This is a genomic window from Brachyspira hampsonii, from assembly GCF_001746205.1.
Taxonomy (GTDB): domain Bacteria; phylum Spirochaetota; class Brachyspiria; order Brachyspirales; family Brachyspiraceae; genus Brachyspira; species Brachyspira hampsonii_B.
The window spans coordinates 385,328-405,976 of sequence record NZ_MDCO01000009.1; the positions used below are offsets into that span (position 1 = coordinate 385,328).

The following is a 20,649-nucleotide window of genomic DNA, read 5'->3' on the forward strand; positions in this document are numbered from 1 at the left end:
TTTATATTATTGAAAAAGTTTTATTAACGGCTATTTTATAGTTTCAAATTTCATTTCTCTAAATCTTTTATATTCTTCTTCTATTTCGCTCTTTTTGGACATAAAATTATTCCTTGTTTCCATTATTTCCTGTAAATGTACAGCTCTTGCTTCATTAATATTTCTATCTCTTATAAGCCCATTTTCTGCAATTACAAATTTATATTCTCCATTATCATTCTTTACCAAATCTCCGCCTGCACCGCAAACAGCACATTCAAAATTAAATTTTACTCCGTCCCAATGTTCTTCTCCCGGATATACTAAAGATGAATGACATCTAGGACATAATCCTAAATTTGGATCCCCTAGCCATTTTCTTTCATTAAGAGGTGTATTTATTGCCTGAGATACATTTTTACCCATCTGATATGCCCTATCCAAATAATCTTTATGTATAAGAACATTTCCCGGTCTTCCAACACTCTCAGCTAAATACATATCCACTACAGTAATAGACTGAGTAAACATTGTAGCAGCAAGTCCCTCCAAACTCATAGTCTGCCAATCATGTTTAGAGCCTCCCACTCCTATAAGTCCAGCCACTGTATGAGGATCTTCTTTTACCTGCCCTATTTTTATCCTAAACGATAATTCATAAGCCAAAAATCTTTGAGCAAATGATAAATATAAAGAAGAAGGAAGCAAATCATAAGTAGGACATCCTACTATTATTCCCTGACATTGATTCATAACTTCCACTATCTTGTCCATATCATCTTTTTCTTTATAGATGCATCCTTTATATTCTTTTCCTTCTTTGAATGACTTTTCAATACCTATTGTACAAGATTCGCATCCTGAACAAGGCTTTATATTATAATCAAATAAATTAATAAGTACAGCCTCTCCGCCTGCATCTTTTACTGCTGTTAAAGCTTGTTTAACTAAAATTTCACTGTTTCCGTTATGTCTTCCTGCAACTATTCCCATAACTTTCATAGAATATAATTCTCCTTTTTTATTGAAATTATAATTACTAGACAGGCAGCTAGTCTTCGTTTTTGAATATAAAAAGAGTAAATTATCGAAGTTTATCGGAAATCTTATATCTTAGAAAGAAGTATAAGCCCTACCTTATGATATATAGCATACAATATATTTTCAGTATTGTCAATAGCTAATTATGATACAAAGAAGACTGATACTAAAAATAAGCATCAGTCTTTAATATTTTTTATTATTGATTAACCTTTATAAGGTACTTTAACTATAGCTTTTTTAACATGATTTTTTCCTGATTTTGGAGGAAGTCCTACTCTATGAGCATCATAAGGAAGAAGTATAAGCATATCTCCCTGAGATAAAGTTAAACGAACAGTTCCCTCTCCTTCCCAATCATGATAATCGCTTGCTTCATCATAAGTTTTAGGTTTTAATGAAGAAGTATTTGCTATTATAAAATCTTCAGAGCCTTCAAATATTATCTGAACATCAACATATTTTAAATGTGATTCCCAAGGCGGATTATCTTTATTATCATACTCTGTAACATTGATAAAAGCACCTTCGCAAATTTCTTTGTCTAGCAAATGCTTACCGTTAGGAAGTTTTTTTAATTCATCATAATGATCCCTTATATAATTTTTTGCCTTCCAAATAGAATTATGAAAATCCTGATTGAACTCACTTTTTATTGGTTTTAATATCATAACAATTCCTCCGTTTTTTAATATATAATCAAATGCTGTTATGCACTCGAGAACAAAGATAAAAATAAAATAATTAAAAATCCTTTTAAAAATTACTAATATATTTATATTCTATAAAGTATGTATAATTTTTGCAATATCTATAATTATTATTTTATAAAAAATATTTGCAAACTACAATCTTTTTGATATAATCTATAACATAATTTTTAATCCTAAGCAAAATTAACATGAAAAATGAACGAATTTTAATATTTTTTAAATTTATTTCTATGGTATTTCTTATACTATTTTTACTTTTGAATATAGCATGCATTTCATATTATGAAAATAAATTTATTTTTATACTTTTATTAATATTATTTCTTTCATTTTTTATTCCCGGTATCATTTTATATAAAAACATTATAAATTTATACCTAATTCAAGATTATAAACAAGTAGAAGAAAAATCATCAGATGGAAAAATATACAGATTTTCAAAAATAAACAGCACAATAATAAATGATTATCAAACAGCAATAAAAGATTTGAAAGAAAAAAACAGTTATATATTAGGCAGATATGATGTTTTAGAAGATATAAAAAAACAATATAAAAAAGATATGAAAAAGGCAAGAAAGCTTCAGGAAAATATGATGCCAAAAAAAATGCCTAACAATAATAAGATAAACTCTGCTTCATTGTATAAACCTTTTGAAACTATAGGAGGAGATTTTTTTGATTATATATATCTAGATGAAGACAGAATACTTTTTATCATTTCGGATATCAGCGGACATGGTGTTGAGGCAGCAATAATAACTGCTATGTTCAAAACTGTTTTTAGAAATTTTGCTCAGTCATTCAAATCACCTTCTTCTTTTTTATATGATATTAATAATTATATAATTAAAATTCTGCCTATCAATTACTATCTTACAATGATAGCAGCAGAAATAGATTTAAAAAACAAAACTGTAAAATACTCCAATGCCTCTCATACCCCCATTCTTATATTACAAAACTCTGAAATAAAAGAATATAATAAAGGAGGAACTATAATAGGACTTTTCCCCCAGGCATATTATGAGGAAGAAACTGTTAATATAAAAAAAGATGATGTATTAATATTTTATACTGACGGAGTGACAGAAGCATCAAGATCTAAAAATAAATATGATTTTTATGGAATAGATAGATTTAAAAAAGTTATATTTAACAATAGAAACAATTCAACTGAAAATATAATCATCAACATAGAAAAAGATTTTTATGATTATCTTTCATATATGTCGCCTGATGATGATTTTACCATTGCAGCATTTAAAATAAAAATTTAAATATTATTTTATTTCTTTATATAAAATAACATCTTTATCTCCTGAAGTTAATTCTCCCAATTTAGGAACTATCGCTTTGAAATGCTCTGAATTATTATGACTTTCTATGGCTTTCTCATCTTTCCATTCTTCTATGAAAGTAAGATATTTCCCATCTACACTCTCATACAAATTGTAAGAAATGCATCCTTTTTCTTTTCTGCTTTTATCAATAAGTTCTTTAGCTGCTTCTATAAATTTTGATTTATTTTCTTGGCTTATAGGATTTCTAGCTACTATTTTAATCATATTTTTATTACCTTTATTTTTATCTGAATTTTCTTTACCTATTTTTTTATTGTATTTATTTTGAGCTATTACAGGAGATTCAAATAAAGCTATTTTTACAGCATCTATTATATCATATGCAATTGCAGTATCCAATTCCTCTCTCTCTTTCTTACTAAAGTTTGAAAGGACATAATCATTAACTTTTTTACCAGCACTAGGTCTTCCTATACCGATTCTTATTCTTGTAAAATCATCACTTTGTAAATGAGAAATAAGACTTTTTATTCCGTTATGCCCGCCTGAACTTCCGCCTTTTTTAATTTTAAAAGTACCAAAAGGTATATCCATGTCATCGTATATGACTATTATATCTTCTGGTTTTACATTAAAAAATTTTGATATAAAAATTGCAGATTCGCCGGAAAGATTCATGAAAGTCTGCGGTTTAAGAAGTATATATTCTATATTCTTTTCTTTGGCTCTTGCATATAATGATTTCTTTTTATTATTATCAAAATTGATATTAAAATTTTCAGCTACTTTATCTATAAGTATAAAACCTACATTATGTCTATTATTTTTATACTCATCTCCCGGATTTCCCAGCCCTATAATTAATTTAGTTATCATGGATATTTCTTTTTAGCAGCCTGAGGAGATTCAAATAAAGCAATACAAGCAGCATCTACAACATTATCAGATATATCTCTTATCCTTTTTCTTTCATCTTTAGTAAAAGGAGCTAAAAGAAAGTCAGCTTTTTCTTCATCTTCCGGACATGCTCCTATACCAACACCTATTTTAGTAAAATTGTAGCTTTTTAAGGAATCTCTTATGCTTTTTACACCATTATGATCTATTTCAATATCATTGACTTCGGCTTCGGAATCATCATTTTTAGAAGGTATAACCCTAAATTCACCTATAGGTATATCCATATCATCATATATAACTATAATGTTTTCAACAGTGATTTTCATAAAACTTGCCATATAAAGAGCAGCTTCTCCAGAAAGATTCATAAAAGTCTGCGGTTTAAGGAGCAAATACTCCATCTTACCAGATTTACCCTTTCCAAAAACTGTTTTTTTCTTTTTTATGTCAAGTTCTACATTAAGTTTCTTGGCAATTCTATCCAAAATCATGTATCCGACATTATGTCTATGATTTTTATACTGTTCTCCCGGATTGCCTAGTCCCATTACTAATTTCATCATATAATAGTAACCCTAGAACTATATTTTATGCTTCTGAGGCACCTTTGTTAGCATCTTCATCTTGAGTAGTAACAACAGTAACAATAGCTTTAGAAGCATCTCCTACAGGATCAACACCTTCTGGGAATTTTATATCGCTAATATGCAAACTGTCTCCTACTTTTAATTCGCTAACATCAACAACCAATTCTCTAGGTATAGAACCCGGAAAAGCTTTAATATTCAAACCGTATTCAACCTGCTCTAAAGTACCTCCGCCTAAGCGAACACCTTCAGGAGTACCTTCAATATGAATAGGAACATAAGTTTTGATTTTTTTATTTCTATCTATTTCGTAAAAATCTATATGTCTGATACTTCTTTTTATACCATCTATTTGATAATCTTTAACCAATACTTCTCTTGCTTTATCATTCTGTATATCTAAAGTGATTATATCATGCTGACCTGCTAAAGAAAAAACTTTAACAAATTCTTTTAGCTCTACAGCAATAGAATATTGATTTTCTCTTCCATAAAGAGTAGCTAAAGCATAACCTTCATTTCTTAATTTACGGCCAACACTTTTAAATTTAGTATCTCTTTGCAAAGCTTTAATAGTATAATTCTCACTCATTTTTCTTTCCTTTAATTTTACTTATCAAATAGAACACTTATAGAAAGCTCCATATGTATATGCCTGATAGCATCTGCAATAACAGGAGCAACTGAAAGAACTTCTATTTTACTGCCTAATCTATCTTTCATCACTTTTAAGCTGTCTGTTATATAAAGCTTTTCTATATCACTGGCATTAATTCTCTCATAAACATCACCGGAACATACAGCATGAGTTATAAACACATATATCTTTCTCATACCAGCTTTTTTCAAAGCCTGCATACTTTTTATAAGAGTACCGCCCGTATCTATTATATCATCGATAATAATAGCATCTTTGCCATTAACATCACCTATAATATTCATTACTTCACATTCATTAGCTCTGTCTCTTCTTTTGTCTATAATAGCTATATCAAGATTTAATTGTTTAGCTATAGCTCTAGCTCTTCCTACGCCTCCTATATCAGGAGAAACTATAATAGAGTTAGACATATCAAGATCTTTTTTTATTTTATCTAAGAACACATGTTTTGAAAGCATATGATCTACAGGTATATCAAAAAAGCCTTGTATCTGAGCTGCATGTAAATCTAAAGCTAAAACCCTATGAGCTCCGGCTTCTGACAAAAGATTAGCAACCAATTTAGCTGTTATAGGCACCCTAGGTTCATTCTTTCTATCCTGCCTAGAATAACCATAGTACGGAATAACTGCGGTAATTCTTTTAGCACTAGCTCTTTTTAAAGCATCTATAATACAGTAAAGCTCCATCCAGCTTTCACTGCTAGAAGGGCGTCCTGTAGGCTGTATTACATAGGTGTCTTTATTTCTAACTGTTTCTTCTACCTGAACAAAAGTCTCGCCATCAGCAAACTTTCGTATTTCCATATTACCCAATTTAAGCCCTAGATTCTTAACCACATCTTCAGACAATTGAGGGTTTGCCGTACCGCTTAATATTAATATTTCGTCTGTTATTCCCATTTAAGTACCATATAAGAGAAAAGTTGGGGTGGAAGGATTCGAACCCTCGAATAATTGGACCAAAACCAATTGTCTTACCGCTTGACGACACCCCATCATTAATAAATGAACTTTAAGTTCTATGAGTTTCATATTCTACTATATAAAAAAAAATTGTCAATACCCTAAAATGATTTTTTACATTATTTTTTTTACAAATAAAAAATTAATTTAATCATATAAAATTATTGAATAAAAAATAAAAAAAGTATATTATTGCAATAATTATCAGTATTTAATTTTAAAGGCTGAATATGGATATTGATTTAGAAAAATATACAGCAATAGATATAAACTTTATAAAAGAGAATATAGACACTATTAAATTTAACTCTCCTGAAATTATATGTACCAGCAATGATAATTTATATTTATCAATACCTAATTATAAAATAGATATACTTTTTGATAAAAATTCTATAAATAGCGATATATTTAATAATTTCTATATAACAAAAAATTCAAAATCAATTATAGATTTAGTGCTTGAAAAAAACGAAAAAAACGAATACAAACATATTGAAAATATTAATCAGTTTATTAAAGTATACAAAGACTGTATGCCCGATTCTGAAAATACAAAAAATTTTGAATACAAAATGCTGGAAATGATATTAGAAGAAAGCCCTAAAGAAAGATTTATATCTATAAAAAATTATATTGATATATTAAATCAATACTACAATGAAGAATTATATGCTGATGCTATAAAATATATATTAGAAATAATAACTAGGCTTGCATTTATAGAAAGAATTAATTTAATACATCTGGTAAATGCATCTAAAGATAAAATGAATCAAGTATATTTTGATGATTTAGAATACTATGATACGCAAATAGCTGCAAATGATTTGATATTGTCTATTACTAAGTTAGTAGAAAAAATATACCCTAATATAAGTTTATTTTACGGATTTGATAATTTTGACTGCAGAAATGTTATAGGACATGGAAATAGAGTTTTTATAATATTTATAGAATTTATGCTTTATTATAATGAGCAAATAGATAATCATTTAAATCTGAGAACTATTATTAATTTTAATAAAAAATTTAAAAGATTTTATGAAAATGTTTTTAAAAGATATAAGATAAATAAAACTAATATTAAATTCAATGATATATTCAAAAACGGACTTAAAAAAATATCCATAGAAAATATAGCATCATTTGCAGCAGGAGCATTTTGGCATGATGTTGTTAAGGTGAAAGAATTAGACTATTTAAATATTAATAAATCAAAAGAGTATGCCAAAGAAGCAACTTCACATGCTATTAAGGGATATCAGTTTTTAAAACTGTTTAGAAATTATAATGATAATATATCATTGATTGTGGGAATGCATCATGAATATTATGGTTACGGCAATAATGTAATAAAAATGATAAATAAACAATTCAATGAAAACAAGGATTTAAATCCTTCTTCTCTTATATCAGATAATTCTGATGATATTCAAACACTTCAAAGTTTGGCATTTTTCCCTGCTAAAGTATTAGAAATAATAGACTTATTTGATACAACTGTAATGCCTCAAAAAAATTACAGCAGAAAAGATATGAATGCGGAAGATGCTGTAAAATTAATATATGATAATTATATAGTTAAAAAAACACAATTAGATCCTATATTATTTGAATTATTTGTAGATTTTTTAATAGACATAAAAAAAGAAAATATAAAAAATCCGCTGTAGAGAGAATTATTAATATTCTCCTTCATCATTACCTATATAATATTTAAATACATCATAAGGACTGTAAATACCTAAATCTGTTACAACAGCACTTACCAAATGCGGCGGAGTATAGTCGAATGCAGGATAAAAACCTTTTACACCTTCTTTAGATGTCTTTACTCCCATAGCCTCAGTTACAAGTTTTTCATCTCTAAACTCAAAATGCACATCTTCAAGTCCATGATATCCTTTATCCGGAGCCCCTGTTACAAAATAAGGTATGCCTAAATATTTTGCTACTATTGCTATTTGGAATGTTCCTATTTTATTTACAACAGCCCCATTGAGACATATTAAATCGGCTGCTGAAGTAAATACATCAATTTTTTTCTCCTGCATAGTATATGCCGCCATGTTATCAGTTATAACCGTTACATCAGCACCCTGATCATAAGCAACCGTTGCTGTAAGCCTAGCACCTTGAAAATAAGGTCTAGTTTCTGCACATACTACCTTTATATCCTTATTCTTTTTCTGAAACTCCTGTATCATAAATCCAACAACAGATTCTCCAAAGCATTGAGTAAGTATAGTGCCTTTATTTGGAAACATTGATACAAGATTTTCTGCTATTTTTTTTATTTTGGAATATCTTTTTGTAGAAAGCTCTATTCCCCTATTAAACATAGCTTCTATTGGGTCTTTGCCTGATTTTATAGCCTCTGTTCCAGCTTCTAAACATGATTTAGTAATAGACATCATTCTAGCACTTGTTGTAGGTCTGGAATTAGCCAAAGTATTGCAGGCATGAGTTAGAAAATCTATTCTGTCATTTCCTTCTAAATGTTTTGATTCATATCCGGCTAATGCCATACCCATAGCAACAGCCAAATAAGGACCTGCACTTTGAGTTACCATATCTGCTATAGCTTTTGAAACTTCTTTATGAGTTTTACATTCAACAAAATTAACTTTATTCGGATAAACCCTTCTATCTAATATTTTAACGCATCCGTCATCATACCAAGCTATATTTTCAAATTGAAGCATAAAAGCTAATTCTTTATCTATTCTATTAATCATAAAAAACTCCCAAAAATTATTAAAAATAGAAATTTAAAATTATAAATTTATATTATCAATTATATTATCAACAAATTTCATAAACTTTTCTTCTTCAGAAAGTCTGTCCCTATATGATAAGCATTCAATACCTATATTTAAAAGAGTAAATTCTATATCTCTTCTTATATCATCATCAGAAACCGACTCTATTTCTTTTACTCTAGCACATCCCGTAGTTCTTCTTAATAATTCAAGTCCGCATATACCAAATCCTGTTTTCAATACTTCAAGAAGATAATATTCTATAAAATAATCATTTTGTGCTGATATATCAGTACATTCATTCAGGAATTTACTAATAAACTTATTTTTAAAAAGTTTTAGAGTGTTATCAATAACATTGAAAAGAAATGATGTATAATTTTTATCTTTGGTAACATATAAATGATAAACATAAGAAAATATAAAATTAGCTATAATAGTACCTAAATCATAGCCTATAGGGCCATAAAATGCAAATTCGCAGTCCATAACTTTTATATAATCTTCATTAACAAATATAGAACCTGTATGTAAATCTCCATGTATTAAAGCCTGAGGATTATTCATAAATTCGTACTTTAATTTTGCCGCTTCTAATTGCAGCTGCTTATTGTTATAAAGATTATCCTCAACAAATTTATTTAATGACTTAGAAAAAACATTTTCTTTAAGAACATTAAAAAATGGTTCTCTGAATACTAGTTCTTCGCTTATCTTACAAAGTTCTTTATTGGTATATTTTATAACATTTTCTTTCTTGGCAAATGGATCTGTAAAAAAATCAGCGGTAGACAATGTTGTTTCAACTAAAAAATCTGTTATCTGTTCTTGCAAATGATGATATATCTGCCCTTTCATCAAAGCATCTCTAAGTACAAGAAAAGATTTTAAATCTTCCATTACAAACAAATTCATAACTCTGTCTATAGAAATGATTTTCGGAGCCAAATCAGGAAGTATACTGCCGTAAAAAGATAATATATCCGCCTCTCTTGAATTTCTGTTAATATCAAGTATTCTTCCTGATGAATTGCTTCTAGTATGAACTCCTGCCTGTTTAAGTATTATTGAATCTTTACCGTTGCTTATTCTATATACATAATTAATATTGCCGTCGCCTATTTCTTTGCAAATTATATTATCATCTTGAGAAAAATATTTTAATTTATTTTTTACATAAAGCAAAACATCTTTCTCTTCCATCAAAAAATATTCATTAAAATTTGACATAATATTAACCCTATAATTTCAATTTTTTAATAATATAGCATAAAAAGTATAAATATCAATATTAATAATAATGATATTTATATAATATAATACTATACCATACTATACTACATATCATATAAATTTTAAATATTTAAAATGAGTATAATTAAAATAAAATAACATATATTCTTTATAATGTTTAATATTTTTGTAAAATTATTATATTTTTATTACAAAAATTTTACATATAATTTTTAATACTAAGCATAATAAAAATTAAAAATCATATTATTTATAGTAATTTTACTGTAATTAGTGAAATTACTATATAAAAAAAATACTAAAATTATTAAAATTCACTAATATAAACATAATATAACTTGACTAAGTCTTTTTTTTGTACTATAATAAGCAAAAATTTTATATACAATTTATTTTTAATAAGGGGTTAAATTATTATGAAAGTTATTGTAATAGGATGTAACCATGCTGGTACTTGGGCAGCAAAAACTTTGAAAGCTACAGATCCTAACTGTAAAGTAGTTACTTATGATAGAAACGATAATATATCTTTCTTAGCTTGCGGTATAGCACTTTGGGTTGGAGGAGTTGTTAAAGATCCTAAAGGTCTGTTCTATGCTACTCCGGAAAGCCTAAAAGGAGAAGGCATTGATGTTTATATGGGACATGAAGTAATGAAAATAGACTGGGCTAATAAAAAATTACATGTAAAAGAACTAAAAACAGGTAAAGAATTTGAAGACACTTATGACAAACTTATACTTGCTACTGGTTCTTGGCCTGTAACTCCTCCTATAGAAGGATTAAAACAGGAAGGTACTGAATACGGTCTTAAAAAAGGTATTTTCTTCTCTAAACTATTCCAACAAGGACAGGATATTATCAATGAAATAGCTAAACCTGAAGTAAAAAAAGTTATGGTTGTTGGTGCAGGATATATAGGTGTTGAGCTTATAGAAGCATTCAAAAATCATGGTAAAGAAGTTATCTTAATGGAAGCTATGCCTAGAGTTATGGCTAACTATTTTGATAAAGAAATCACTGATGAAGCTGAAAAAAGAATCAAAGAAGCTGGAATAGAAATGCATTTAGGTGAAACTGTTAAAAAGTTTGAAGGTGATGACAGAGTTAAAAAAGTTGTTACTGATAAAGGTTCTTATGATGTAGATATGGTAGTTATGTCTGTTGGATTCAGACCTAATAGCGAACTTTATAAAGACTATTTAGAAACTTTACCTAATGGTGCTATTGTAGTAGATACTACTATGAAAAGCAGTAAAGATCCTGATGTTTATGCTATAGGGGACTGTGCTACTGTATATTCAAGAGCTTCTGAAAAACAAGAATATATCGCTTTAGCTACTAATGCTGTAAGAATGGGTATTGTTGCTGCTAATAATGCTTTAGGAAAACATGTTGAATACTGCGGTACTCAAGGTTCTAATGCTATATGCGTATTCGGATATAATATGGCTTCTACTGGATGGTCTGAAGAAACTGCTAAGAAAAAAGGATTAAAAGCAAAATCTAATTTCTTCAAAGATTCTGAAAGACCTGAATTTATGCCTGGCAACGAAGATGTATTAGTAAAAATTGTTTATGAAGAAGGTACAGGCCGTTTATTAGGTGCACAAATTGCTTCTGAACATAATCATGCTGAAGCTATACATGCATTCTCTTTAGCTATACAAAGAGGTATGACTGTTCAGGAATTTGCTTTATCTGATTTCTTCTTCCTACCTCATTACAACAAACCATTATCTTGGATGACTATGGTTGCTTATACTGCTAAATAATGAATATTAATTAAAGCAATAAATTAACTCCTAGTGAATAATATATATTTACTAGGAGTTTTTTTATATGTAAAAATAATATTGAAAATAAATTTTATTTCGGTATAATATTTTATATATTATAATAGATTATGTTTTTCAAAAAGCTGGAAAATTATAAAGATACTAATATTGCAGCAATAAAAAATCATTTAATGCTAAATATTACTTAAATAATTATATTTTACTGAATTATTTGGAAAAGAAAATGAATAATGATTTAAAATACAATATATTAATAGCTTTTATAGGAATAGTAATAAATTTTGCTTTAACATTTATAGTATTATTATTTAAAATACCATTTTTATTTTTAGATTCTGTAGGCACTATTTTGTCGGCCGTTTTACTAGGACCTATTTACGGTGCTATTGTAGGTATATTAACAAATATGATAATATCATTGTTTATAAACTATTCACATTTAAATTTTGCCGTAATAAATGCATTAATAGGGATAATAATTGGGCTTATAGCAAAAAAAATTAAATTTAATATTATACCAGCAATCATATCAGGAATTATAATTGGAATAATATCACCTTTAATAGGAACCCCAATATCCATAATACTATCTGACGGATTTACAGGGGCAAAAATAGATAGTTTTATAAAAATTTTAAATGAAAACGGCGTAGATCTTTTTCATGCATCTTTTATAATTAGATTATTAACGAATATATTTGATAAAGTATTATCATGCATTATTGTATATATAGCTATAAAAAAAATCATTCTATTTCAAAAAAATGAATGTATAAATGATTCAAATACTGACAATAATGATGATAATAAATAATATAGTAATAAAAATTAATTAATATTAAACAAGAAGGCAAATAAATATGATTTTTGATGCTCATTCTGATATATGGACTGATGTTGCTGTAAAAACTTTCAAAGGTGAAAATAATATTATAAAAAAGTATCATTATGGCAATATGATAAAAGGTAAAATAGGGGGATCTATATTTGTTATATGGACTGAACCGAAAAATTATAATAGAGCATTAGAAAGAGTAAGAGAAATTCAGTATTCCATAAATAAAGAACTTGAACATATAAATGATATTATATTAATAGCAAAGAATTATAATGATATTATTAATGCACAAAAAGAGAATAAATTATATATATTTATAGGATTTGAAGGTCTTATATCCATAGATGATAATATTGATTTGATAGATGAATATTATGAGTATGGGGCAAGACATGCTAGTCTTACTTGGAATGAAGAAAACAAATTAGCTACAGGAGTAAGAGGAAATTCATCAAGAGGATTAACTGAATTAGGAAAAAAGGCTGTAAACAAAATGCAAGATAAAGGTATGATAGTTGATGTATCGCATTTAAATGATAAATCTTTCTTTGATGTTATGGATATTACTTCATGCCCTGTTATAGCCTCACATTCTAATTGCAGAGCATTATGCAATAGTATGAGAAATCTTACAGATGAACAATTAAAAGCAATAAGAGATGTTAATGGAGTTATAGGATTTAATTCTTATAAAGGCTTTATTGATGAGAACAAAGAAAAACAAAATATAAACAGAGGCATAGACCATATAAAATATATAGCCGATAAAATAGGAATAGAGCATGTTGGGCTTGGTTTTGATTATAATGAATATTTTGAAGATGAAGATGCTCCTTATATAAAAGGTTTAGAAAATGCCTCAAAGTCTTATGATATTATAATAAAATTAAAAGAATCCGGTTTTAATAATGAAGAAATAGAGAAAATAGAATATAAAAATTTCCATAGAATTATAAAAGAAGCAGTAAAATAATTATTTAATAATTGATATTTTTCATTTTTATTGTATCATATAAAAGTAAATATTTTTTACATTTATATGGAGACATTATTATGAAAAAATATACAGATTTATTTTCAAGTAATATTAATTTTATTATATCAATATCACTATTAGTATTTTCAGGCTTAGTATTTTGGGCAATATCTTTTAAATTTATTTCTATTATTATATTTGTATTCTTATTGTTAATTTTATTTTTTACATTGCAAGATAAATTACAAAACTATATAGAAAATATTAAGTTTGATAAAATTAATAAAGCAGATAAAAAAGAAACTTCATACAATTATAGTAATAACACAGAATCAAATAATAATGAAAATAGAACAAATAGTTTTGACAAAAATATCAAAAACAATATATCTCAAATAGATGATTCTGATTTAAGACTGATTATAAATGATGTGCTGTATAAACTTAATTTTATTTTAGAAAAAACCAGCAATAATAAATCATATAAAAGAACTTATAATTCTATAATTGATTATTATATACCAACGATTGAAAAATTTATGAATAGATATGTAGAATTAGATGAAAGCTGTATGGATAACAGTAAAAAACAAAAAATAAAAAAAGATATAAAAAACTCTATATGCATTATAAATTTGGGATTTAAAAAAATGATTGATGAATTTAATAATGATTCTTTAATCGATATTTACAGCGATATAGATGTATTAAGAGCTATTTTAATTAAAGACGGATTAATCAATGAAAAAGATTTCCCAAAAATATATTTAGCATAGAAATCTATTCAAACATAAACATAGCATCTCCGTAAGAAAAAAATCTATAATTATTTTCTACTGCTGTTTTATATGCATTTATTATATTATCATATCCGGCAAAAGCGCTAACCATAGCAAGCAATGTAGAATGCGGTGTGTGGAAATTAGTAATTAAAGCATCAACACATTTAAACTTATACGGAGGGTAAATAAATATATTAGTGGAGCCTTCCATTCTTTTAAAATCATAATTATCATATTCGCTTTCTAATACTCTTGCAACTGTAGTTCCGCATGATACAACTCTTCTCCCCTCTTTTTTAGCATTTACTATAATATCATAGCTATCTTTTGGTATAATAAACTTTTCTTCATGCATAATATGATTCCTTAAATCATCTTCTTTTAGAGGATTAAAAGTTGAGAAACCTACATGCAATGTAACATAGCATACAGTAACTCCAATAGATTTTATTTTCTCTAAAAGCTCTTTTGTAAAATGAAGTCCGGAAGTAGGAGAAGCTATACTGCCCTCATTTTTGGCATATACATTCTGATAAAACTCTTTATCATTACTATTATATTCTTCCTCACCTTTTCTTTTTCTGCTTTGAATTATATACGGAGGAAGCGGAATCTTTCCTATAGCATCTAAAATATCGCTTGTCAATGGTTTTGAAAATTTTATTATTTTAGTTGATATATTATCTTTTTCTATTAATGCCTCAATATTTCCTACATTATCTAAATGAGAATAATCTAAATATAATGTATCAGCCTCTTTAATATTTTTACCCTTTATCAAACATTCCCAAGTGCTTTCGTCATTATTAACTTTATTAAGAAGCAGAATCTCTGAATTGCCTCCTGTATTTTTTTTCGCGTATATTCTAGCAGGTATTACTTTGCTGTCATTTAAAACTAATACATCATCTTTATTTAAATAATTAATAATATCTGCAAATATCTTATGTTCTAATTTACCCGTATTCTTATTCAAAGTCATTAATTTACAATGATCTCTTTCATAATTAGGATTAGTTGCTATTAAGTTCTCAGGTAAATAAAAATTATAGGTTTCTTTATTAAAATAATCTGTCATAACTTTTTACCGCTCATTTTTTATTTAGAATGTTACTATTATCTTTCTTTGTCTTAAAAATTTGGTAAGGCTTTTTTTAGTTGCAGAACTAGATTTTACTATAGCATATTCATCATTAATTTTTGTTATAATTATGCCTTTTCTTTTAGCCTCATAAATTATTTCTTCTAATTTATTGGCATCTTTTATTATAACAAGAGTAACATTATCATATACATAAGAAATAATACCTCTTTCATACCATCTCTTTATACTAGTTTCTATATGCTTAGGAATATCTACATTATTGTCTAATAATGTATTTTTTAATACTGCCAAAAATTTATTAAATGAATACTCAGATTCTTCATCGCTTATAATAGTTTTTCCTTTTAATATGTTTTCTTCTGTCATAGTATAAGTGTATACTGTTTCCTGCTTATCAAGTTCAAAATACAAATTACACATATAAATAAAATTATTAGAAAACAAATAATGATTTATCAATGTAAGTTCAAAATTTCCATTAATAAATGATCTTTTTAAATTACTCTCTTCTGTATAGGTATTGATATTTCTAACTGCAAGCACGGCATTCTCATAAAAAGATGCTTCAGCAATTCCTAAAATAAACATAGAATAAATAACATTATTATATATTTCAGCAGTTATAGAAATATTATATTTTTCTTTCAATTTCATAAATAGTACAGATTTTGATATGCTTTCTTTCTCCATAATAGAAAAAATATGCTTATAATAATCAGAATAATTTTTATAAACTTTTTTTGTTATATTATCAATTCTCTCTTCTATGGGAGATGAAAGATATTTTTTTATATTATCATATTCCAATGATATAAAATTTTTATTATCTAATTTAATCAAATCCAATTTTAAACATATATTTATTATAACAGAAGAATCCAAATTATTAGTTAAAAAATTTATATTAATATCATCAGAAGATAATTTCTGAACATCGCATTCATATATAAAAGTTTCAATATCATTCAATATATTAAAATGATTATAAATAAAAACTGAACTTTCAATATTCTCTTTTAAACTCTTCTCTAAATTCTCTAAAACATTTTTATTATTAACAGCAACATAAACCTTAAGATCATTTTGATAAAAATAAACAGCTAGAATATTAGATTTGCATAAAGTAAATAATTCATCATCATCTATTTTTGCCTTACTATATTCTATAATGTTTCCATTTTCATATATATGTATAATTTTTTGAAGATATTTTTTATAAGCATTGGCAGTATACGGCAGCTCTGTATAATATGGTATTTTAATATCATCTTTTAAGATTATACTTTCTATTATTGATTTTACATTCGGCAGAAAATACAAAGTATCATCATGTGAATTTAATCTTCTTCTTTTTATTTTTAAGTATAAAAGCCCTGATTTTTTTATTTCATTTATATAATCAAAAAATGCAGGTACTTGCTTCTGACTATACTTAAGCGAATATGCTATATCTATAGAGTTCAATTCTTTGCTTTCATTTTTAAGTACATAAAGAACAATATCTTTAGCTTCTTTAGATAAAGCATAAAATTTAAAAGAAACTAATGAAACATTTGAGGATTTAATTTCTAAATCCTCTATATTTTTAGCTTTCCAAATTTTGAACAATTCTTTTAAAGTATCTTTAGAAATTTGATCATACATATTTTTATCTTTACTTTTATTTAATTATAAAATATTTGAAAAAGCCTTGTTCTACATCATCAGGTCTTTTTGATTGTATCCAAGCAACCATAGGCTGACCTTTTATATGTCTGTATGGAACTAATCCCCACATTCTGCTGTCGCAGCTTTGATCTCTGTTATCGCCCATTACGAAGAAATAATCCTCAGGAACATTGTATATATATTCATCTGGTCTATCTTTAGTATTAGGAACATATATATTCATCCAATACCATAATTTAATATCATCGCTTACAACTTTATCATTAATATAAACTTCAAAAGAACTTAGGTCATTATAATAATCAGCTCTGTCAACCAGCTTTTTAAATATCATAACATCACCCTTTTTAGGTACATATATAGGACCGTAAATATCTATAATAGGCACAAATTCTCTGTCATCGCCATAGAAAAAATATCCCCATTTATCTTCTATTTCATTTCCATTGATAATTATTTTCTTATTTCTAATCTCTACGGTTTCTCCGGCAGTAGCTATAACGCGTTTTACAAATTCTTTTCTAGGATCTAAATCAACAGTTTTAAGTCCAAAAAATAAAGGAGCCGGAGCTAAATGAGTTCCCCCTGTAAGTTTCTCCCCTATATAGTCTGCAAGCAAAAATCTAGGGTCCCAAGTGAAAGGGGTGAGAGCAAATATCATGACAGGAAGTTTAAGCATCTGAACTAATGGCGAAGGTTCATAATAAGGCATAGCAGATTCGCATCCGAAAGAAGCAGAAGGAGGTGCTCTAAATACAACTAAATCTCCCCTCTGAGGCGATTTTATTTTCGGAAGTCTGTAGCCTAAAAGTCCGTCTGTAAATGGAAGTTTCACTCCATATACAAATCTATTTGCAAAGAGTCTGTCTCCAGGCATTATGATAGGTATCATAGAACCTGTAGGAATTTGATAATTCTGTATTAAAAATGTATTTATAAGAAGTACTATCACTATAGCATATAATATTTCTTTTAATGTATGTTTAAAATTACGGCATTCGCCTATGATTGTTTCTGTCATATTTTTTATAGGATTCTCCATAATTTAACCCCTTCCAATAATAAATATTGATGTAAAAGTATATAATAAAACTATTAAAATAGCAATTATAAATTATCTAATTAGTAAATAATATTTTTATTTACTAAAATAAAATTGGTTATATAAATATAATAAATTATTTATGGAGATAATATTGAAAAAAATATATATACTATTTTTGTTAATCATTTTTAGTATATCTTTATCATCATGTGCTGCAAAAGTACATTTAATAAATGATTCTTTTTATGGACAGAAAATCTATCAAACAGATTATATTTCTATGAGCTATTGGTCAGAAACTATCAAATTCAGACTTAAAAGTGCAAATGATCCTAATAATATAATATTGGAAGTACAGTACATTGCAGACAGCTCATTTAATATATCAGAAAATAGTAAAATTGTATTGAAATTTGAAGATGATACTTATTTAATTCTACAGTATACATCTCTTATGCCTAAAACAGAAAGCGAAATAATATATGGTACCTCTATATATTTTATGGATACGGCTTATGTAGATAGAAGCTACAGTATAAATGCTGAAAACACTATAAGAGAAATGAAAGTTTTAACTGATATAAGAGTAGAAACTGCTGAAGGATTCAAAAATTTAAAGGTAAAAAAAGATGCCGCAAATGACTTGATTAGACTTTATAATGAAATGAAAGAGGCTATATCAAAAAATAAATAATATAATATAATTGTTTTTGTAAAACATCAAAAAATTACATAAATCATATTGACAAATATAAAAATAGCTATATATTACATTTCGTTTTTATTAATCATACTAAATTTATACTTTAGTTTTTTATTAAAAGAGATTACATTATGAATACCAATTCAAATAAATTTAATATCGGTAAAAAAACTCTTTTTGGAAATTTTGATTTTTATAAATTATGCATATCCATTGCAGTACCTGTAATGCTTCAGCAGCTTATAATGGGAATGGTATCATTAATAGATAATTTCATGGTAGCAGAATTAGGCGATACCAAAATGGCTGCTGTGAATGTATCAAATCAATTAAATTTTATATACTTGGTAATACTCAATACCTGCTACGCGGCAGGCGGTATATATATGGCACAGAATAATGGTGCTGACAATAAAGAAGGTATGCAGCAGGCATTTAGATTTAAAGTAATACTTCCTCTTGTTATTTCTATTTCTTATATGATACTAATGCTGGTCAATCCTGAAATATTTATGCGGTTAATGACTAGAGGGAATGCCTCTCAAGAAGAAATACTGATATCAAGTACAAAATATATGAGTATAATAGCATTTACTTTTATACCAATATCAATATCCGGTGCCATAGGAACTTCATACAGAGAGATAGGCAAACCTCATATACCATTAATAATATCAGTAATAGCTACATTCTGCAATACTATAGGAAACTATATACTTATATATGGAAATTTCGGGGCTCCAAGACTAGAAGAAACAGGAGCTGCTATTGCTACATTGATAGCTAGAATAATAGAAATGATTTTGTTTATAGTATATATAAAACTTCATCATGAGAAATTTTATGTAAGAACTAGAGAAATACTTAAAGTAAAATTAGATGTATTTTATTCAATGCTGAAAAAATCAAGTTTGATATTTTTAAGTGAAATAAGTTGGGGATTAAGTGAAATGTTTATGACGGCTTTATATAACAGCCGAGGCGGAGCTGAAACAGTTGCAGGTATGGCATCAGGATTCACTATAGCCAATATATTCTACTTGGTTTTTCAGGGTATATTTGTATCCACTATGGTAGTTGTAGGCGGTACACTTGGACGAGGAGAGTTGGAAGATGCTAAAAATAAAGCAAGATGGATATTAAACGGATCTATTATAGCAGGTTTAGTTGTTGGATTAGTACAAATGTCCTCTACCCTATTAATCCCTTTTATTTTCTCTAAACTTACAATAGATGCTCAGGCAATAACAAGAAATTTAGTAATACTTATATCCTGCTATATGCCTGTATGGACATATATTAATGCTCAATTTGCAGTTTCAAGGGCTGGCGGAGATACTATATTTGGTTTTGCTGTTGATGTTCCTGTATCATTACTTATGTTTGCCCCTTTAGCTTTCATATTGGCAAAATTTACTTCTGTTGGTCCTGTAGCTATGTTCGGTATAGCTAAATTAACTGACTTCGCCAAAATTACAGTTGGTGTTATAATGCTAAAAAGAGAAAGATGGGTGAGAAAACTTACAGAGTAATATTATTTATGTTTGATATGTAAGTTAATAAC

Annotated in this window: 19 protein-coding genes and 1 tRNA gene; 8 read left to right on the top strand and 12 right to left on the bottom strand. The window is 27.2% G+C overall.

The window, feature by feature from the left end; translation table 11 throughout:
* Positions 1 to 30: 30 nt before the first annotated feature.
* Positions 31 to 981 (bottom strand): flavodoxin family protein, encoded by a 951-nt coding sequence (locus BFL38_RS06935; RefSeq protein ID WP_069726367.1) that lies wholly within the window; start codon positions 979 to 981, stop codon positions 31 to 33.
* Positions 982 to 1,226: 245 nt separating this feature from the next.
* Positions 1,227 to 1,691: a NanQ anomerase/TabA/YiaL family protein gene (locus BFL38_RS06940; RefSeq protein ID WP_069726368.1), complete on the bottom strand. Its 465-nt coding sequence runs from the start codon at positions 1,689 to 1,691 to the stop codon at positions 1,227 to 1,229.
* Positions 1,692 to 1,921: 230 nt separating this feature from the next.
* On the opposite strand from BFL38_RS06940, the gene BFL38_RS06945 reads away from it, so the two are divergent.
* Positions 1,922 to 3,013, top strand: coding sequence for a PP2C family protein-serine/threonine phosphatase (locus tag BFL38_RS06945; protein ID WP_069726369.1), 1,092 nt, complete (start codon positions 1,922 to 1,924; stop codon positions 3,011 to 3,013).
* Between the two features lie 3 nt (positions 3,014 to 3,016).
* On the opposite strand, the gene pth (BFL38_RS06950) is transcribed toward BFL38_RS06945, so the two are convergent.
* The 5 genes from pth (BFL38_RS06950) to BFL38_RS06970 all read right to left on the bottom strand — a co-directional run bounded on the left by pth (BFL38_RS06950) (position 3,017) and on the right by BFL38_RS06970 (position 6,182).
* Complete coding sequence (gene pth, locus BFL38_RS06950) at positions 3,017 to 3,913, bottom strand: aminoacyl-tRNA hydrolase (RefSeq protein ID WP_176720557.1); 897 nt, start codon at positions 3,911 to 3,913, stop codon at positions 3,017 to 3,019.
* Positions 3,910 to 4,500 carry an aminoacyl-tRNA hydrolase gene (pth, locus tag BFL38_RS06955; RefSeq protein ID WP_069726370.1) on the bottom strand — a complete coding sequence of 197 codons (591 nt, stop codon included), beginning with the start codon at positions 4,498 to 4,500 and terminating at the stop codon, positions 3,910 to 3,912. The genes pth (BFL38_RS06950) and pth (BFL38_RS06955) overlap by 4 nt, the downstream gene beginning before the upstream one ends.
* A 25-nt stretch (positions 4,501 to 4,525) precedes the next feature.
* Positions 4,526 to 5,116 carry a 50S ribosomal protein L25 gene (locus tag BFL38_RS06960; RefSeq protein WP_069726371.1) on the bottom strand — a complete coding sequence of 197 codons (591 nt, stop codon included), beginning with the start codon at positions 5,114 to 5,116 and terminating at the stop codon, positions 4,526 to 4,528.
* 17 nt (positions 5,117 to 5,133) lie between these two features.
* Entirely contained in the window at positions 5,134 to 6,087 is a 954-nt protein-coding gene (locus BFL38_RS06965; RefSeq protein WP_069726372.1) for a ribose-phosphate diphosphokinase, read from the bottom strand.
* Positions 6,088 to 6,110: 23 nt separating this feature from the next.
* A tRNA-Gln gene (locus BFL38_RS06970) sits at positions 6,111 to 6,182 on the bottom strand.
* Between the two features lie 198 nt (positions 6,183 to 6,380).
* Between BFL38_RS06970 and BFL38_RS06975 the strand changes: the two genes are divergently transcribed.
* The gene (locus BFL38_RS06975; RefSeq protein WP_069726373.1) at positions 6,381 to 7,826 is read left to right on the top strand and encodes a phosphohydrolase; all 1,446 of its coding nucleotides are present in this window, start codon (positions 6,381 to 6,383) and stop codon (positions 7,824 to 7,826) included.
* 9 nt (positions 7,827 to 7,835) lie between these two features.
* On the opposite strand, the gene BFL38_RS06980 is transcribed toward BFL38_RS06975, so the two are convergent.
* Together BFL38_RS06980 and mtnK are read right to left on the bottom strand one after the other, a co-directional pair.
* On the bottom strand, positions 7,836 to 8,891 hold the full coding sequence (locus tag BFL38_RS06980; protein WP_069726374.1) for an S-methyl-5-thioribose-1-phosphate isomerase: 1,056 nt from the start codon (positions 8,889 to 8,891) through the stop codon (positions 7,836 to 7,838).
* A gap of 39 nt (positions 8,892 to 8,930) precedes the next feature.
* A complete protein-coding gene (gene mtnK, locus BFL38_RS06985; RefSeq protein WP_069726375.1) occupies positions 8,931 to 10,145 on the bottom strand; it encodes an S-methyl-5-thioribose kinase in 1,215 nt (404 codons plus the stop codon).
* A 440-nt stretch (positions 10,146 to 10,585) separates the two neighbouring features.
* Between mtnK and BFL38_RS06990 the strand changes: the two genes are divergently transcribed.
* The 4 genes from BFL38_RS06990 (at position 10,586) to BFL38_RS07005 (ending at position 14,558) form a co-directional block, all read left to right on the top strand.
* Positions 10,586 to 11,944 (top strand): FAD-dependent oxidoreductase, encoded by a 1,359-nt coding sequence (locus BFL38_RS06990; RefSeq protein WP_069726376.1) that lies wholly within the window; start codon positions 10,586 to 10,588, stop codon positions 11,942 to 11,944.
* Between the two features lie 247 nt (positions 11,945 to 12,191).
* Positions 12,192 to 12,782 carry an ECF transporter S component gene (locus BFL38_RS06995; protein ID WP_069726377.1) on the top strand — a complete coding sequence of 197 codons (591 nt, stop codon included), beginning with the start codon at positions 12,192 to 12,194 and terminating at the stop codon, positions 12,780 to 12,782.
* Positions 12,783 to 12,828: 46 nt separating this feature from the next.
* Positions 12,829 to 13,779: a dipeptidase gene (locus BFL38_RS07000; RefSeq protein ID WP_069726378.1), complete on the top strand. Its 951-nt coding sequence runs from the start codon at positions 12,829 to 12,831 to the stop codon at positions 13,777 to 13,779.
* A gap of 80 nt (positions 13,780 to 13,859) precedes the next feature.
* On the top strand, positions 13,860 to 14,558 hold the full coding sequence (locus tag BFL38_RS07005; protein ID WP_069726379.1) for a hypothetical protein: 699 nt from the start codon (positions 13,860 to 13,862) through the stop codon (positions 14,556 to 14,558).
* A gap of 4 nt (positions 14,559 to 14,562) precedes the next feature.
* On the opposite strand, the gene queA is transcribed toward BFL38_RS07005, so the two are convergent.
* The 3 genes from queA to lepB are packed head-to-tail and all read right to left on the bottom strand — an operon-like array spanning position 14,563 to position 18,379.
* Positions 14,563 to 15,642 (bottom strand): tRNA preQ1(34) S-adenosylmethionine ribosyltransferase-isomerase QueA, encoded by a 1,080-nt coding sequence (gene queA / locus BFL38_RS07010; RefSeq protein WP_069726380.1) that lies wholly within the window; start codon positions 15,640 to 15,642, stop codon positions 14,563 to 14,565.
* Between the two features lie 24 nt (positions 15,643 to 15,666).
* Complete coding sequence (locus BFL38_RS07015) at positions 15,667 to 17,313, bottom strand: hypothetical protein (RefSeq protein ID WP_069726381.1); 1,647 nt, start codon at positions 17,311 to 17,313, stop codon at positions 15,667 to 15,669.
* Positions 17,314 to 17,329: 16 nt separating this feature from the next.
* Positions 17,330 to 18,379, bottom strand: coding sequence for a signal peptidase I (gene lepB / locus BFL38_RS07020; RefSeq protein WP_069726382.1), 1,050 nt, complete (start codon positions 18,377 to 18,379; stop codon positions 17,330 to 17,332).
* Between the two features lie 154 nt (positions 18,380 to 18,533).
* On the opposite strand from lepB, the gene BFL38_RS07025 reads away from it, so the two are divergent.
* Both BFL38_RS07025 and BFL38_RS07030 read left to right on the top strand, forming a co-directional pair.
* The gene (locus tag BFL38_RS07025) at positions 18,534 to 19,076 is read left to right on the top strand and encodes a hypothetical protein (protein WP_256097219.1); all 543 of its coding nucleotides are present in this window, start codon (positions 18,534 to 18,536) and stop codon (positions 19,074 to 19,076) included.
* Positions 19,077 to 19,216: 140 nt separating this feature from the next.
* Positions 19,217 to 20,617 carry an MATE family efflux transporter gene (locus BFL38_RS07030; RefSeq protein ID WP_069726384.1) on the top strand — a complete coding sequence of 467 codons (1,401 nt, stop codon included), beginning with the start codon at positions 19,217 to 19,219 and terminating at the stop codon, positions 20,615 to 20,617.
* Positions 20,618 to 20,649: the final 32 nt, after the last annotated feature.

Bases quoted from the DNA above. Each gene is read 5' to 3' on its own strand.
- BFL38_RS06960 (WP_069726371.1), bottom strand. From the start codon at position 5,116: ATGAGTGAGAATTATACTATTAAAGCTTTGCAAAGAGATACTAAATTT.
- BFL38_RS06945 (WP_069726369.1), top strand. From the start codon at position 1,922: ATGAAAAATGAACGAATTTTAATATTTTTTAAATTTATTTCTATGGTA.
- queA (WP_069726380.1), bottom strand. From the start codon at position 15,642: ATGACAGATTATTTTAATAAAGAAACCTATAATTTTTATTTACCTGAG.
- BFL38_RS06940 (WP_069726368.1), bottom strand. From the start codon at position 1,691: ATGATATTAAAACCAATAAAAAGTGAGTTCAATCAGGATTTTCATAAT.
- BFL38_RS06990 (WP_069726376.1), top strand. From the start codon at position 10,586: ATGAAAGTTATTGTAATAGGATGTAACCATGCTGGTACTTGGGCAGCA.
- pth (WP_176720557.1), bottom strand. From the start codon at position 3,913: ATGATAACTAAATTAATTATAGGGCTGGGAAATCCGGGAGATGAGTAT.
- BFL38_RS07005 (WP_069726379.1), top strand. From the start codon at position 13,860: ATGAAAAAATATACAGATTTATTTTCAAGTAATATTAATTTTATTATA.
- mtnK (WP_069726375.1), bottom strand. From the start codon at position 10,145: ATGTCAAATTTTAATGAATATTTTTTGATGGAAGAGAAAGATGTTTTG.
- BFL38_RS06980 (WP_069726374.1), bottom strand. From the start codon at position 8,891: ATGATTAATAGAATAGATAAAGAATTAGCTTTTATGCTTCAATTTGAA.
- pth (WP_069726370.1), bottom strand. From the start codon at position 4,500: ATGATGAAATTAGTAATGGGACTAGGCAATCCGGGAGAACAGTATAAA.
- lepB (WP_069726382.1), bottom strand. From the start codon at position 18,379: ATGGAGAATCCTATAAAAAATATGACAGAAACAATCATAGGCGAATGC.
- BFL38_RS06975 (WP_069726373.1), top strand. From the start codon at position 6,381: ATGGATATTGATTTAGAAAAATATACAGCAATAGATATAAACTTTATA.
- BFL38_RS07015 (WP_069726381.1), bottom strand. From the start codon at position 17,313: ATGTATGATCAAATTTCTAAAGATACTTTAAAAGAATTGTTCAAAATT.
- BFL38_RS06965 (WP_069726372.1), bottom strand. From the start codon at position 6,087: ATGGGAATAACAGACGAAATATTAATATTAAGCGGTACGGCAAACCCT.
- BFL38_RS06995 (WP_069726377.1), top strand. From the start codon at position 12,192: ATGAATAATGATTTAAAATACAATATATTAATAGCTTTTATAGGAATA.
- BFL38_RS07030 (WP_069726384.1), top strand. From the start codon at position 19,217: ATGAATACCAATTCAAATAAATTTAATATCGGTAAAAAAACTCTTTTT.
- BFL38_RS06935 (WP_069726367.1), bottom strand. From the start codon at position 981: ATGAAAGTTATGGGAATAGTTGCAGGAAGACATAACGGAAACAGTGAA.
- BFL38_RS07000 (WP_069726378.1), top strand. From the start codon at position 12,829: ATGATTTTTGATGCTCATTCTGATATATGGACTGATGTTGCTGTAAAA.